At 68.9% G+C, this 13573-nt stretch carries 9 protein-coding genes; 6 read left to right on the top strand and 3 right to left on the bottom strand.

What is annotated here, in order from left to right:
- The first annotated feature begins 16 nt into the window (after positions 1-16).
- Positions 17-1321 (top strand): hypothetical protein, encoded by a 1305-nt coding sequence (locus ACQY8B_RS10675; protein WP_422086678.1) that lies wholly within the window; start codon positions 17-19, stop codon positions 1319-1321.
- Positions 1309-4764, top strand: coding sequence for an efflux transporter outer membrane subunit (locus ACQY8B_RS10670; RefSeq protein WP_422086677.1), 3456 nt, complete (start codon positions 1309-1311; stop codon positions 4762-4764). Before ACQY8B_RS10675 ends, ACQY8B_RS10670 begins: the two co-directional genes overlap by 13 nt.
- Before the next feature lie 3 nt (positions 4765-4767).
- Here ACQY8B_RS10670 and ACQY8B_RS10665 read toward each other — a convergent pair whose 3' ends face one another.
- From ACQY8B_RS10665 to ACQY8B_RS10655, 3 genes are read right to left on the bottom strand one after another with little or no spacing between them, the layout of a single operon-like run.
- Positions 4768-5076, bottom strand: coding sequence for a YciI family protein (locus ACQY8B_RS10665; RefSeq protein WP_422086676.1), 309 nt, complete (start codon positions 5074-5076; stop codon positions 4768-4770).
- A 52-nt stretch (positions 5077-5128) separates the two neighbouring features.
- Positions 5129-6538, bottom strand: a complete 1410-nt coding sequence (locus ACQY8B_RS10660) for a sensor histidine kinase (protein WP_422089177.1) — start codon at positions 6536-6538, stop codon at positions 5129-5131.
- Positions 6531-7232 (bottom strand): response regulator transcription factor, encoded by a 702-nt coding sequence (locus ACQY8B_RS10655; RefSeq protein ID WP_422086675.1) that lies wholly within the window; start codon positions 7230-7232, stop codon positions 6531-6533. Before ACQY8B_RS10655 ends, ACQY8B_RS10660 begins: the two co-directional genes overlap by 8 nt.
- 180 nt (positions 7233-7412) lie before the next feature.
- Here ACQY8B_RS10655 and ACQY8B_RS10650 point away from each other — a divergent pair, with 180 nt between their 5' ends.
- The 4 genes from ACQY8B_RS10650 to ACQY8B_RS10635 are packed head-to-tail and all read left to right on the top strand — an operon-like array spanning position 7413 to position 13571.
- Positions 7413-8567 (top strand): efflux RND transporter periplasmic adaptor subunit, encoded by a 1155-nt coding sequence (locus ACQY8B_RS10650; RefSeq protein ID WP_422086674.1) that lies wholly within the window; start codon positions 7413-7415, stop codon positions 8565-8567.
- Positions 8560-11655 carry an efflux RND transporter permease subunit gene (locus ACQY8B_RS10645; RefSeq protein ID WP_422086673.1) on the top strand — a complete coding sequence of 1032 codons (3096 nt, stop codon included), beginning with the start codon at positions 8560-8562 and terminating at the stop codon, positions 11653-11655. The genes ACQY8B_RS10650 and ACQY8B_RS10645 overlap by 8 nt, the downstream gene beginning before the upstream one ends.
- A gap of 18 nt (positions 11656-11673) precedes the next feature.
- Positions 11674-13191, top strand: a complete 1518-nt coding sequence (locus ACQY8B_RS10640) for an efflux transporter outer membrane subunit (RefSeq protein ID WP_422086672.1) — start codon at positions 11674-11676, stop codon at positions 13189-13191.
- Positions 13188-13571, top strand: a complete 384-nt coding sequence (locus ACQY8B_RS10635; protein WP_422086671.1) for a RidA family protein — start codon at positions 13188-13190, stop codon at positions 13569-13571. The genes ACQY8B_RS10640 and ACQY8B_RS10635 overlap by 4 nt, the downstream gene beginning before the upstream one ends.
- Positions 13572-13573: the final 2 nt, after the last annotated feature.

Genomic DNA, 13573 nt, shown 5'->3' with positions numbered 1-13573 from the left:
CCGATGAAGGCAGGCGATGGATCACGCAAACCTTGTTCAACGATGCGCGCTGGCGATGGCGGCGATGCTGTGCCTCCATGCACCGCAAGCACCGGCAGCCGACAGCCCAGCGCAACAGATGCTCGCGCGGCAAAGCTGCGATGGCCTGCGCCGCGCCGTCGCGTTCAGCAGCCGGGGGGATTCGTCGACGCCGCTTTTGCTGCCCAGCTACCGCACCGAGGCACAGATCGACGGCGTGCCTGAACTCGCGCCAAGCCTTGCAAACGTGGCCTTCGTGTACGACAACGCGCTTGCCGGCATCGCACTGCTCGCATGCGGCGACACCGCGTCGGCAAAACGCATCGCCGATGCGATGGTGCTGGCCGTGGAGCATGACCCGCACTACCCGGACGGCCGCATCCGCAACGCCTACCGCGCCGGCCTGCTGGCCGACGCCAAGCCCGTGCTGTCCGGCTATTGGGACGCGGACAAGAACCAGTGGATCGCCGACGCCTACCAGGTCAGCACTGCGACCGGCAACGTGGCGTGGGCCGCGCTGCTGCTGTTGAACGTGGAACAGTCGGCGCCCTCCCCGCGCTATGCCGATGCCACCGCCAGGCTGCTGGCCTGGATCGAGCAACGCACGCGTTCGAGCGTCGCGCCCGATGGCTACAGCGGCGGCTGGTATGGCTGGGACGACAGGCAGGCCGTGCAGGCCTGGAAGTCGACCGAGCACAACACCGACATCGCCATGGCCGCCGCATGGGCCGCCCGCTCCGGCGAACGCCCCGGGCAGAAGCGACAGGCCGCCACCGCGCTGGCCTTCGTCGAGCGCATGTGGGACAAGGGCGAGCAACGCTTCTACATCGGCACGCAGCCCGACGGCGCCACCGTCTCCAACACGGCCTCGGGCCTCGATGCGCAGCTGTGGCCCGTGCTCGCCGCGCCGCCGGGCCATTGCGCATGGCAGGCCGGGCTTGCGTGGGTCGATGCCAATCACCGCTTCGGCGCCGGCTACGGCTTCTCGCGCCAGCCCGACGGCATCTGGACCGAGGGCAGCGCGCAGGCCGCCGCCACGCTGGTGGCCGTCAAGGGCGCGGCGCCCGAGGCGCTGTGGCAACTGCTGGCCTCGCAGCGCGCGCCCAACGGCCTGTACTACGCCACGCCCAGCCCGCGCATATCGACCGGGCTGGCCATCGGGCCGGATTCCAAGGGGCCCGACTTCTTCTACTACCGCTGGCCCCACCTGGGCGCCACGGCCTGGATCGCACTGGCCGCCAAGGGCTGGAACCCGTTCACCGGAACAACCACCGTCACAGGAGCAAAGCCATGTTCGAACTGATCGATACACCTGAATTCAGGGTCAATCTGATGGTCGTGGGCCTGGCCCTGATCATGGTCTTCCACGCGCGCGCCGACCGTGCGTCGCATCGCGTGCTGTTCGGCTTTCTCACCGCGCTGGTGCTGGTGCGCTATGTGGCGTGGCGGCTGGCCGAGACGCTGCCGCCGGCGGACCTGGGCTTCGGCACGCTGATGGGCTGGGTGTTCCTGGTGTTCGAGATGGTGTCGATCCTCTACACCCTGCTGTCGATACAGATGCTCTCGCGCCGCCGCGACAACCACGCGCAGGCGGACGCTGGCGAGGCCATGCTGCGCAAGCGCGGTGCCGACGTGCCTGCCGTCGATGTCTTCATCTGCACCTACAACGAAGAGATCGGCGTGCTCGAGAAGACCATCCTCGCCGCGCAGGCCATCGACTATCCGCATGTGAATGTCTGGGTGCTCGACGACACGCGGCGCGACTGGCTGCGCGACTACTGCGCGCGAAAAGGCGTGCACTATGCGCGCCGGCCCGACAACGCGCACGCCAAGGCGGGCAACCTCAACAACGGGCTGCGGCAATCGGCCCGGCGAACCAACGCGCCCTACATCCTGGTGCTCGATGCCGACTTCGCGCCCCATCGCAACATCGTCTACCGCGTGCTCGGCCTGTTCGACGATCCGACGTCGAAGGTGGGCCTGGTGCAGACGCCGCAGTTCTATTACAACGCCGACCCCATTCAGCACAACCTGCGCGCCACCGACAGCTGGGTCGACGAGCAGCGCGTGTTCTTCGACGTGCTGCAGCCCGCCAAGGACGCGGCCGACGTGGCGTTCTGCGTCGGCACTTCGTTCATCGTGCGGCGCGACGCCATCACCTCCGCCGGCGGCTTTCCCACAGGCAGCGTGTGCGAAGACATCTACACCACCTACACGCTGATGCGCTTCGGCTGGGTCACGCGCTGGCTCAACGAGCGGCTGTCGAACGGGCTGTCGGCGGACAGCATCATCGACTACATCAACCAGCGCAGCCGCTGGTGCCTGGGCACGATCCAGGTGGCGCTGCTGCGCGACGGCCCGCTGCGCGGAAAGGGCTACAGCTTCACGGCGCGGCTGCATTACGGGCACGGCCTGCTGCACTGGCTCACCAAGCCCTTCATCCTGCTGATCCTGGCGGCGCCCGCGCTCTACTGGTACACGGGCGCCTCGGCCTTCCATGCCACGCCCCGGGCCTTTGCCATGTACGGCCTGCCGCCGCTCGTCATGTTCTGGGGCTACACCTACTGGATCAGCCAGCGCCGCTGCCTGCCGGTGTTCACCGAGGTGACGCAGATCGTGGCCGCGATGGCGGTCACGCGCACCATCGTCTCGGCGCTGATCCGGCCCTTTGGGCGGCCCTTCAAGGTCACGGCCAAGGGGCAGGACCGCACCAGGACGGTGGTGCACTGGAACCTGGTCGCGGTGTTCGGCGCCTTGATCGCCGCGATGGAGATGGGTGCGCTGGGCGCCATCGGCAGCCCCATGACAACAGGCGACGTGCTCAATGTGGTGTGGACTTTCATCGCCACCGTGTATTGCCTGGCCGCGCTGATCGCCTGCATCGACCGCCCACGCCCCGAGCACGACGAACGCTTTCCTTACGACGCCGCCACCACCGTGCGCAGCGTGGCCGGCGTGGGTGCGGCCCGCTTCGTCGAGATCGCGGGCGATGGTGCGCGGCTGCTCAACAGCACCGCGCTGGGCCGCATCGCGGTCGGGCAGGCACTGGACATCCACGTCGATCATGTCGGCTGGGTTGCGGCCACGGTGACGGGCCGCTCCAGCGCCGGCACCGAACTGGCCTTCGCGCACGACGAAGCGGTGCACGACCGGCTGGTGCGGCATGTCTTCAGCCTGCCGCCCAGCCATGTCGCCACGCAGGTGAAGCCGGGGCGCGCCGTGCTGGCCTTCATGGACAGCGCAGGCTGGCGTTGGCCGCATATGCCGCGTATGCCGGCGATGCCGCGCATGTTCGCAAGCAGCGCGCCTATGCTGACGGTGCTGCTGGTCGCCGTGCTGGTGCTGTCCGGCTGCAACCTCACGCCGCCGCTGAAGCCGGCCGATGTCGAGGTGCCCGCGCAATGGGCCGAGGGCAAGGTTGGCGCCGATGCCGCGCCCATGGCATGGCAGGCCTTCGTGCGCGACGACGAGTTGCGCGGCCTGATCGGCACCGCGCTGTCGCAGAACCGCGACCTGCGCGTGTATGCCGCCAAGGCCCGGGAAGCCCGCGCCGTGTACGCGGGCACGCGTTCCGGCCTGTTTCCGGAGATCGGTCTCGTGGGCTCGGCCGGGCGCGGCAACCAGATCACGTCGCTCAGCTCTAGCGGCGTCGTCACCAACAGCCAGGCGGTCGGCAGCGTGGGCAACACCTATGCCGTGCAGGCCGGCATCATGGCCTATGAACTCGACTTCTTCGGCCGCGTCGATGCTGGCGTGAAGCAGGCGGGCTCGCAGGCCACTGCCAGCGACCGGGACTTTGCCGCGGCGCGCATGAACCTGGTGGGCGAGGTGTCGAACGCCTACCTCACGCTGCGCGCCGACCGTGCGCTGCTGTCGCTGGCCGAGTCGGACCTTGCCACCCAGACCGACAGCACGGGCGTGATGCAGCGTGCCCGCACGGCGGGCGGCACATCGGACCTCGACCTGCTGCGTTCGCAATCGCTGGTGCAGCGCGCCGCCGTTCAGCGCGAGGAATTCCGCATGCGCGTGGGGCAGGATCTGCAATGGCTCACGGTGCTGGTCGGGCAGCCGGTTCCGGCCACCACAGGCGCACAGCGCCCATGGCCGGAGCGCTCGGTGGCAGACGTGCCCGTGGGCCTGCCCGCGAGCCTGCTGCAGCGAAGGCCCGACCTGCTGGCGTCATATGCGCGCGTCGAGGCCGCGAACTCGGGCATCGGCGCGGCCAAGGCGGCGTTCTATCCGAGCTTTTCACTGACCGCCGTGGGCGGCGGCCTGAGCAGCGAGTTCTCGAGCCTGCTGAGCTCGGGCAACCGCAGCTGGGCCACGGTGCTCGGCGTGTCGCTGCCGATCTTCGACTGGGGCCGCCGCTCGGCCAACCTGAGCGCCAACGAAGAGCGACTGGCTGCCGCAATGGCGAGTTATGAATATGCCGTGCAGCAGGCGTTGCGCGAAACCGCCAACGCGCTGATCGCCGACAGCCACCTGCGCCCGCAGCTCGAAGCCCAGCAGGCGCGCGTGCAGTCGCTGCAAAGGGTGGCCACGATCTCGCGCACGCGCTTTCGCAACGGGCTCGAAGACTACTTCGCCGGGGCCGATGCGCAGCGCGAGCTGTACATCGAGCAGCGGCAGTGGATTGAGCTGCAGCTCAAGCAGGCGGTCAACACAGTGAGCCTCTACAAGGCACTGGGCGGTGGCTGGGAAGATGCGCCGGCGCCCGTTGCAGCAGCTGCGACGGCGCCGCGGTAGCAGTCAAGCCGCCGAGGGTGCGGCGAACCACGCCTCGGCCCAGCCCTGCCGCTTCACCGGGTTGAACTCGCTGAAAGTGAAGCTCGCGAGCTTCTGGGTGTGGAACGGGTCTTGCGCGAAGAAGTCCTGGAGCGCGGAGAGCGATTCCGCGCGGGCCAGCATGAACCCGCCGGTCGCCGGCACCTTCGGGCCGGAGCACAGGAGCATGCCGGCGTCGTAGCCCAGTTGCAGATAGGCGCGATGCGCCGGCACGGACTCCTGGATTCTTTCGAGCGGAACGAGATAGTTGATTTCGACGATGAAATGCTTCATGAAGGTTGTCTTGATGGGTGTCGGAAGCTGTAGCAGCGACCGTGCCTGATCCTCAACGCGCCAGCCGCAACCGCATGTCGAAGCGAGCCCCGCCCCCCGCTTCGTTCGCCGCCTCGATGCGCCCGCCGTGCGCATGCACCACCGCCTGCGACAGCGCCAGGCCCAGGCCGAGCCCCGGCGTCTTCTCGTCCGAGCGCGCGGTGGCGCCGCGATAGAAGCGCTCGAACAGGTGCGGCAGTTCGTCGCCGCGAATGCCGGGCCCGTGATCGGAAACGCTGATGATTGCTTCGTCGGCCTCCAGGTCGGCGCGCACGCTCACGCTCACCACCGTGCCGGGCGGCGAGAACTTGAGCGCGTTGTCCAGCAGGTTGGCCAGCGCCAGGCTGGCCGCGCCGCGCGCCACACGCGCGGCCACCGGCGGCGCGGGCTCCAGCACCAGCGACAGACGGCGCTCCCGGGCTATCGGCTCCAGGCGGCGCACCGCGTCCTCGGCCAGCATGTTGAGCGAAACCTTCTCGGCCGCGTCGCGCTCCTGGCCGGCGTCGATGCGGGCGAGCACCAGCAGCTCCTCGACCAGCAGCGTGAGCGACTCGACTTCCTCCAATGACGAATGCAGCGTTTCGACGTATGCCGCCGGCTCGCGCGGCCGGCGCAGCGCGAGTTCCAGCTCGGTGCGCAGGCGCGACAGCGGCGAGCGCAGCTCGTGCGAAGCATCGGAAGTAAAGCGGCGCTGCGCCTCCATGCCGTTCTCGATGCGGCTCAGCATGTCGTTGAGGGTGTCGACCAGCCGGCCGATCTCGTCGCGCGTGCCTGGGTGCGGCAGGCGCTCGCCGAGGTTGGCGTCGCCGATGTGCCTTGCCTGCTGCACCACGTCGGCAATGGCGCCGAAGGCGCGCCGCGTGATGAGCGCGCCCGCCGCGGCCAGCGCCAGCAGCAGGGAAATGCCGAGGATCAGGAACAGCACGCTCGCCAGCCCCAAGGTGCGGTTCACGTCGTCGAGCGAGCCCGCGACCTGCACCGCCAGCAGCTTCTGATGTCCGGGCACGGGCACCGACACCATGCGGGTTGGCTCCTCGCCGAAGCCGTCGAGCGTCTCGAACACGGTCTCGCCGGCGGCCAGGCGCTCGCGCAGCACCGGCGGAATGGGCAGTTGCGCTTCGCCGAGGTTGCTGCTGCGCGCCAGCACGCGGCCTTCGGTGTCGACGATCTGCACCAGCCGGTCGAGCCGCACGAACGAAGGCGCGGCCGGACCGGGCGGTGCCTCGTGCACGATGACCGCGTCGCCGGCGTTCGCCGACAGCAGCATGCCGAGCTCGGTCTCGGCCAGCGCGAGCAGCGCCGCGTCGAGCTCGCCGTGCACGTTGCGCGAAAACACGAAGTACGAGCCGAGGGCGGCGATCGTCATCACCACCACGATCACGCTGACGTGCGCCAGCGCCAGCCGCCTGCGGAAGCTAAGCAGCATGGCCGCCGCCGGGGTTGTCTTCGGCCGGCGCCAGCCTGAAGCCGCGCCCGCGCACGGTCTGGATCAGCGGCGGCGCCGGCGGAGCGTCGACCTTGCGGCGCAGGTTGCTGATGTGCACGTCGATCAGGTTGTCGATGGCGATCAGGTCGTCCTTCCACACCTGCTCGGCCAGGCGGGAGCGGCTCACCACCTCGCCGGCATGGCGCAGCAATATCTGCAGGATCGCGAACTCCTTGTGCGTCAGGTCGAGCACCATGCCGCCGCGCATCACGCGCTGGCTCAGCGGATCGAGGCTCAGGTCGGCCAGCGTGAGCACCACGGGCCGCATGATCTCGGAGCGACGCAGCAAGGCGCGCACGCGCGCCAGCAGCTCGTCGAAGGCGAAGGGCTTTGTCAGGTAGTCGTCAGCACCAGTGTTCAGCCCGGCGACGCGGTCGCCCAGGCCGTCGCGGGCGGTGAGCATCAGCACCGGGGTCTTGCAGCCGCGCTGGCGCAGGTCGCGGCACAGGGTCAGGCCGTCCTTGCCGGGCAGCATCCAGTCGAGCACGATCAGGTCGTAGGCGATGACGAAGGCTTCCTCGTCGCCCTCCTCGGCCGTGTGCGCCACATCGACCACGAAGCCTTCTTCCTGCAGCCCGCGGGCCAGCAGGCGTGCGGCCTTGCGGTCGTCTTCGATCAACAGAATTCTCATCGGGGTGGATCATGCCGCGCCCGGCGGGCGCCGTGCCCCCGATTCTGAAGAAAACTTCAGGATTTCTTGGGAGCTTCTTCAGTCGTGCTTTCGTAACCTCCCTTGGGGCGACGGGGGCAGATCAAGGGCATGGAAAGGGATTCCGTGCGCAGTGCGTCCGGCCCCAACGGATGTCCTGAGATGAAGAAAAAATCCCTCTACCAGATCACGCCGGCGCGCATTTTCTTCGGCGTGCTGACCTGCGCGGCGCTGTGCGTCGACTCCTTCGACAACACCGCCCATGCGGCCACCGCGGCCGCTGCCGCTCCGGCGCCGATGCTGGTTCGCCAGGGCAACCGGCTGAGCGTGCCCGATGGCTCGCCGCTGCGCGACCGGCTTCGCGTGGCCACCGTCGGCGAGCAGGCCTCGCCGCACGACGTGAGCCTGCCCGCCACGGTGGAAGCCAACCCGGCCAGCACCGTCAACGTGCTGCCGCCGCTGACCGGCAAGCTGGTCGAGCTGAAGGTGCGCCTGGGCGACACGGTCAAGCGCGGCCAGGTATTGGCCACGATGACCTCGCCCGACCTGGCGCAAGCCGTGTCCGACGCACAGAAGGCCCGCGACGCGCTCGACCTGGCGCAGCGTGCGCTGGTGCGTGCGCGCGGCGTGAACGAAGCCGGTTCCAACGCGGCCAAGGACGTGGAAGCGGCCCAGAGCGCCGTCGCGCAGCAGACAGCCGAGCTGCGCCGCAGCGAGACGCGCCTGCACAGCCTGGGCGCGGACGGCAGCGGCGCGCAGGCCGGCCAGCTGCTGAAGATCGTCGCGCCCATGTCGGGCACGGTCACCGCGCTGAACGCCGGCGCCGGCGCCAACCTGAACGACGCCACGGCCACCCTGATGACGGTGGCCAACCTCGACTCGGTCTGGGTGACGGTGAACGTGCCCGAGAACGTGGTGGGCGCGGTTGCGCCCGGCCAGAACGTGACGGTCACGCTGGCCGCCTACCCGGGTCGCCGCCTCACCGGCAAGGTCGGCTTCGTGAGTGCGGTGCTCGACGCCGACACGCGCCGCGCCAAGGCGCGCATCGTGTTCGCCAACCCCGAGGGGCTGTTCAAGCCCAACATGTACGCCACCGCCGTGCTCGGCGTGCCGCAAGGGGCGCAGCCGCAGGTTCCGGCGTCGGCGCTGCTGATGAACAACGACGCCGTGAGCGTGTTCGTCGAGGCCGAGCCCTGGACCTTCGTTCGGCGGGTGGTCGAGCTGGGCCGCGAAGACGGCGACCAGGTGCGCATTCGCAGCGGCCTGAATGCCGGCGAGCGTGTGGTGGTGCGTGGCGGTGTGCTGCTGAATGATTAATCTCATCATCACCCAGTTCTTTCGCCGCAGACACCTGGTCTGGGCGATGTCCATTGCCCTGGTGCTGTTCGGCGCCTGGTCTTGGACGCAAATGACGGTCGAGGCCTATCCCGACCTGGGCGACGTGACGGTGCAGGTCACGACCCAGGTCAACGGCCTGGCTTCGGAAGAAATCGAGCAGCAGATCACCACGCCGCTGGAGCGGGCGCTGAGCAACACGCCGGGGCTGGCCTCGATCCGCTCGAGCAGCACCTTCGGGCTCTCGCTGATCACGCTGACCTTCAAGGACGGCACCGACGACTACTTCGCGCGCCAGCGCGTGACCGAGCGCATCGGCCAGGTCTCGCTGCCCTCCGGGGCGCAGCCGGGGCTGGACCCGGTGGCGGGCCCGGCGGGCGAGATCTACCGCTACACGCTGGAGTCGGACACCAAGAACCTGATGGAGCTTTCGGAGATCCAGCGCTGGACCGTGATTCCGGGGCTGCGCCAAGTGGCCGGGGTGGTCAACATCACCAACTTCGGCGGCTTCACCAAGGAGTTCCAGCTGGAGCTCGACCCGGCGGCGCTACAGAAATACGGCCTGGCGCTGAGCGACGTGGTGACGGCCATCAACAACAACAGCGCCAACGCCGGCGGCGGGCGCATTGCGCGCGGCGAACAGAGCTACGTGGTGCGCGGCATCGGCCTCATCACCTCGCTGGACGACCTGGGCGCGGTGGTGGTGTCGCAGTCCAACGGCTCGCCGGTGCTGGTGCGCGACCTGGGGCGCCTGCAGTTCGGCCACCAGGAGCGCGGCGGCATCCTGGGCAAGGACAGGAACCCCGACACCATCGAAGGCATCGTGCTGATGCTCAAGTACGAGAACCCGTCGAGGGTGCTCGAGGGCGTACACAAGAAGATCGACGAGCTGCAGGCGCAGCTTGCACCCATGGGCGTGAAGATCGTGCCCTACATCGATCGCGACGACCTGGTGAAGCTCACGGTCGACAAGGTGACGCACACGGTGCTCGAAGGCATGGCGCTGGTTTGCTTCGTGCTCATTCTTTTCCTGGGCAGCCCGCGCAGCGCGGTGGTGGCGGCGGTGGCGATTCCGATGTCGCTGGTCACGGTGTTCATCGTGATGCACTTCACCCGCATGCCGGCCAACCTGTTCTCGCTAGGCGCGATCGACTTCGGCATCATCGTGGACGGCGCCATCGTGGTGATGGAAGCCATCCTGCGGCGGCGCGAGGAAGAGCCCAACGCCACGCTGACCGAGGGCAACATCCTCGAGACGGTGAGCCATGTGTCGGGGCCGATCTTCTTTGCCACGCTGATCATCATCACGGCCTACTTTCCGCTGTTCGCCTTCGAGCGCGCCGAAGGCAAGCTGTTCAAGCCGATGGCCTTCACCGTGGGCTATGCGCTGGTGGGCGCGCTGCTGTGCGCGATCACGCTGATTCCCAGCCTGGCCTACGTGGCGCTGCGCAAGCCGATGAAGCCGTTCGTCAACAAGCCGCTGGTGTGGCTCACCGGCGCCTACCGGCGCGTGCTGGGCCACCTGCTGCGGGTGCCCGCAATCGCCTATGCGCTGAGCATCGCCGCGCTGGCCGCGGTGGCTGTTCTGGGGGCCACCGCCGGGCGCGAGTTTCTGCCCGACATCGACGAAGGCGCGCTGTGGCTGCAGGTGCAGCTGCCGTCGGGCCTTTCGCTCGACAAGGCCAGTGAAATGACTTCCGAGCTGCGCCATGTGCTGCTCGAGTACCCCGAGGTTTCCTACGTGGTGACGCAGTTGGGCCGCAACGACGACGGCACCGACCCCTGGACGCCTTCGCACGTGGAAGTGCCCGTGGGCCTGAAGCCCTACAGCGAGTGGCCCGCCGGCATGAACAAGGCAGCCTTCGTGCGCACGCTGAACGAGCGCTTCTCGAAGATGCCGGGTTTCGACGTGGGCATCAGCCAGCCGATCATCGACGGCGTGAACGACGCCGTGGGCGGCGCGCACAGCCCGCTGGTGCTGCGCATCTACGGCGACGACCTGAAGGAAAGCCGGCGCATCGGCAACGAGATCGTCGACCTGCTGCACACCGTGCGCGGCACCGCATCGGCGTCGCTGTTCCAGGAGCCGCCGATTCCGCAGGTGGTCATCAAGCTCGACCGCGAAGCCGCCGCCCGGCTGGGCGTGAACGCGAACGACGTGGCCAGCCTGGTGCAGACCGGCATGGGCGGCGCCCCCGTCATCACCGTGTACAGCGGCGACCGCACCTACAACGTGACCGTCAAGCTGCCCCAAACGGCCAAGAGCGGCACCGAGGCCATCGGCTCGCTGCTGCTCAATGGCGCGGGCGGCGCCAAGGTCCCGCTGTCGCAGGTGGCCAGCGTGGAGCTGCAGACCGGCGAGAGCACCATTTCGCACGAGCTCAACTCGCGCCAGATCACGGTGCGCATCGACAACCGCGGACGCGACCTCGCCTCCTACCTGGTGGAAGCGCAGGAGCGCATCGCCAAGGACGTGAAGTTCGACCGCGCCAAGTTCCGGCTGCAATGGGCCGGCCAGTTCGAGAACCAGCAGCGGGCGCAGGCCCGGCTGGCGGTGTCGCTGCTGATCGTGGTGTCGATCATGGCGGTGCTGCTGTTCTTCCAGTTCGGCAAGATCCGGCACGTGGCGCTGATCCTGGGCGTGGTGCCGATGGCCACGCTGGGCGGGCTGATCGCGGTGCATGTGGCGGGAGAAACGCTCAACGTGGCCACCGCGGTGGGTTTCATCGCGCTGTTCGGTGTGTCGATACAGAACGGGATCATCATGGTCGCGAACTTCCGGCGCGTGCGCGGCGAAGGGCTGGCGCTGGAAGCCTCGGTGCTCGAAGGAGCGACCGAGCGGCTGCGCCCGGTGCTCATGACGGCCACCGTAGCTTCCATCGGCATGCTGCCGGCGGCGCTGGCCACGGGCGTGGGCACCGACGTGCAGCGCGGCCTGGCCACGGTGGTGGTCGGCGGTCTGGTGGTGTCGACGCTGCTGACGCTGTTCATCCTGCCGACGCTGTTCTTCGCGCTGGAGCGCCTGTTCGAGCGCAAGGGCTGGGGCCTGCGTTCGCGCCGCAACCGTTGAGCAAGGCGAGGAAAAAACATGACCAAGAAGACAAGCCTTGCAACGCCCGTGGCAGCCGGCATCGCGCTGCTGCTGGGCGGCTGCGCGGCCGGGCCCGACTACGCCCGGCCGCCGCTGAACCTGCCGGGGCAGTACACATCCGCTCCCGCCGGCACCACCGAAGCCGAGGGCGTGCCACTGCCCCGCTTCTCGCCCGACCTCGACGTGCCGGCCCAGTGGTGGCAGGCCTTTCGCTCGGAGCCGCTGAATGCGCTGGTGGCGCAGAGCCTGGCCGGCAACCCGACCATCGAGGCTGCCGATGCCGCGCTGCGCGTGGCGCAGGAGAACGAGGCCGCCGACCGCGCAGCCTTCTGGCCGAGCGTGGCGCTGGGCTACTCGCCCACGCGGCAGCGCGTGGCCGGCGCGGTAGCGAGCCCGGTGTCGTCCAACGCGAACCTCTACACGCTGCATACGGCGCAGGTGACCGTGTCCTATACGCCCGACGTGTTCGGCGCCACGCGCCGGCAGGTCGAGGGTGCGCAGGCGCAGACCGGGCAGCAGCGCTTCCAGACGCTGGCCGCCAGACTCTCGCTGAGCAGCAACGTGGTGGCTGCAGCAATCACCGAAGCCTCGCTGCGCGCCCAGCAGCGCGCCACGCTGGCGATCATCGCGGACCAGAAGGAAGTGCTGCAGGCCTACCGCAAGCAACTGGGCCTGGGCCAGGTCGCGGTGGCCGAGGTGGACGCCCAGGAGGCCTCGCTGGCCGCCACCGAAGCCACCCTGCCCCCGCTCGACAAGCAACTGGCGCAGCAGCGCAACCTGTTGGCCACGCTGGCCGGCCGCTATCCCAGCCAAGGCGTGACGGCGAATTTCGAGCTCGACGCGCTGCAACTGCCCGGAGAACTGCCGCAGACGCTGCCGTCCACGCTGGTCGAGCACCGCCCCGACGTGCGTGCCGCCGAGGCGCAGCTGCAGGCCGCCAGCGCCGCCATCGGCGTGGCGGTGGCCGCGCGGCTGCCCAACGTGACGCTGGGCGCGAGCTACGGCTCGTCGGCTTACACGCTGTCGAAGCTCTTCAAGTCGTCATCGCTGTTCTGGAGCCTGGCGGGCAACGTGACGCAGACGGTGTTCGACGGCGGCGCGCTCAAGCACCGCGAAGCGGCCGCCCGAGCTTCGTTCGACCAGGCGGCAGCGCAATACCGCGCCACGGTGCTGAGCGCCTTCCAGGACGTGGCCAATGCGCTCGAAGCCATCGACGCGGACACCCGCGCGCTGCAGGCCTCCGTGAAGGCCGAGCGCACCGCATCGCAGAGCCTGGCGCGCACGCGCACGCAGGTGCGGCTGGGCGATGCCAGCCCGCTGGCGCTGCGCATCGCCCAGCAGGCCGAGCAACAGGCGCAGCTCAACCTCGTGCAGGCGCGCGCGCTCCGGCTGACCGACGCAGCGGCGCTCTTCCAGGCGCTGGGCGGCGGCTGGTGGAACGCACCGCCAGCGCAGCTTGCCGATTCTTCTTCGTCTTCCGCTCCCCTCACCGCATCGAAATCCGCATCGCCATGAACATCATTCGCCACGAGATGGGTCCCCGCTTCAGCGAGATGGTGACCGTCGACCTGGGCACTGCCCGCCTGATTTATCTGTCGGGCCAGGTGGCGGAGAACCCGTCGCTCGACATCACGGGCCAGATGCGCGAGATCCTGCATCACATCGACGACATGCTCGCCACGCAGGGCGCGACCCGCAAGGACCTGGTGAGCGTCACGATCTACCTGCGCACCGTGGGCGACTACGAGGCCATGAACTCGGTGTGGGACGAATGGGTGCCCGCAGGCCACACGCCGGCACGCGCCACGGTCGGAGCCAAGCTGATCGACTCCGAATACCGCGTCGAGATCCAGGCCACCGCCGCCATCGGCGCCGTCGCAGGGACGGCGCCTTGACG

The organism is Variovorax sp., assembly GCF_965279555.1.
Lineage (GTDB): Bacteria > Pseudomonadota > Gammaproteobacteria > Burkholderiales > Burkholderiaceae_C > Variovorax.
Note: the sequence above shows the minus strand (reverse complement) of the source record. Positions and strands in the feature narration are given on the sequence as shown.

Excerpts from the sequence above, each read along its gene's own strand:
- ACQY8B_RS10635 (WP_422086671.1), top strand. The coding sequence starts at position 13,188 with ATGAACATCATTCGCCACGAGATGGGTCCCCGCTTCAGCGAGATGGTG.
- ACQY8B_RS10650 (WP_422086674.1), top strand. The coding sequence starts at position 7,413 with ATGAAGAAAAAATCCCTCTACCAGATCACGCCGGCGCGCATTTTCTTC.
- ACQY8B_RS10645 (WP_422086673.1), top strand. The coding sequence starts at position 8,560 with ATGATTAATCTCATCATCACCCAGTTCTTTCGCCGCAGACACCTGGTC.
- ACQY8B_RS10675 (WP_422086678.1), top strand. The coding sequence starts at position 17 with ATGGATCACGCAAACCTTGTTCAACGATGCGCGCTGGCGATGGCGGCG.
- ACQY8B_RS10665 (WP_422086676.1), bottom strand. The coding sequence starts at position 5,076 with ATGAAGCATTTCATCGTCGAAATCAACTATCTCGTTCCGCTCGAAAGA.
- ACQY8B_RS10670 (WP_422086677.1), top strand. The coding sequence starts at position 1,309 with ATGTTCGAACTGATCGATACACCTGAATTCAGGGTCAATCTGATGGTC.
- ACQY8B_RS10640 (WP_422086672.1), top strand. The coding sequence starts at position 11,674 with ATGACCAAGAAGACAAGCCTTGCAACGCCCGTGGCAGCCGGCATCGCG.
- ACQY8B_RS10655 (WP_422086675.1), bottom strand. The coding sequence starts at position 7,232 with ATGAGAATTCTGTTGATCGAAGACGACCGCAAGGCCGCACGCCTGCTG.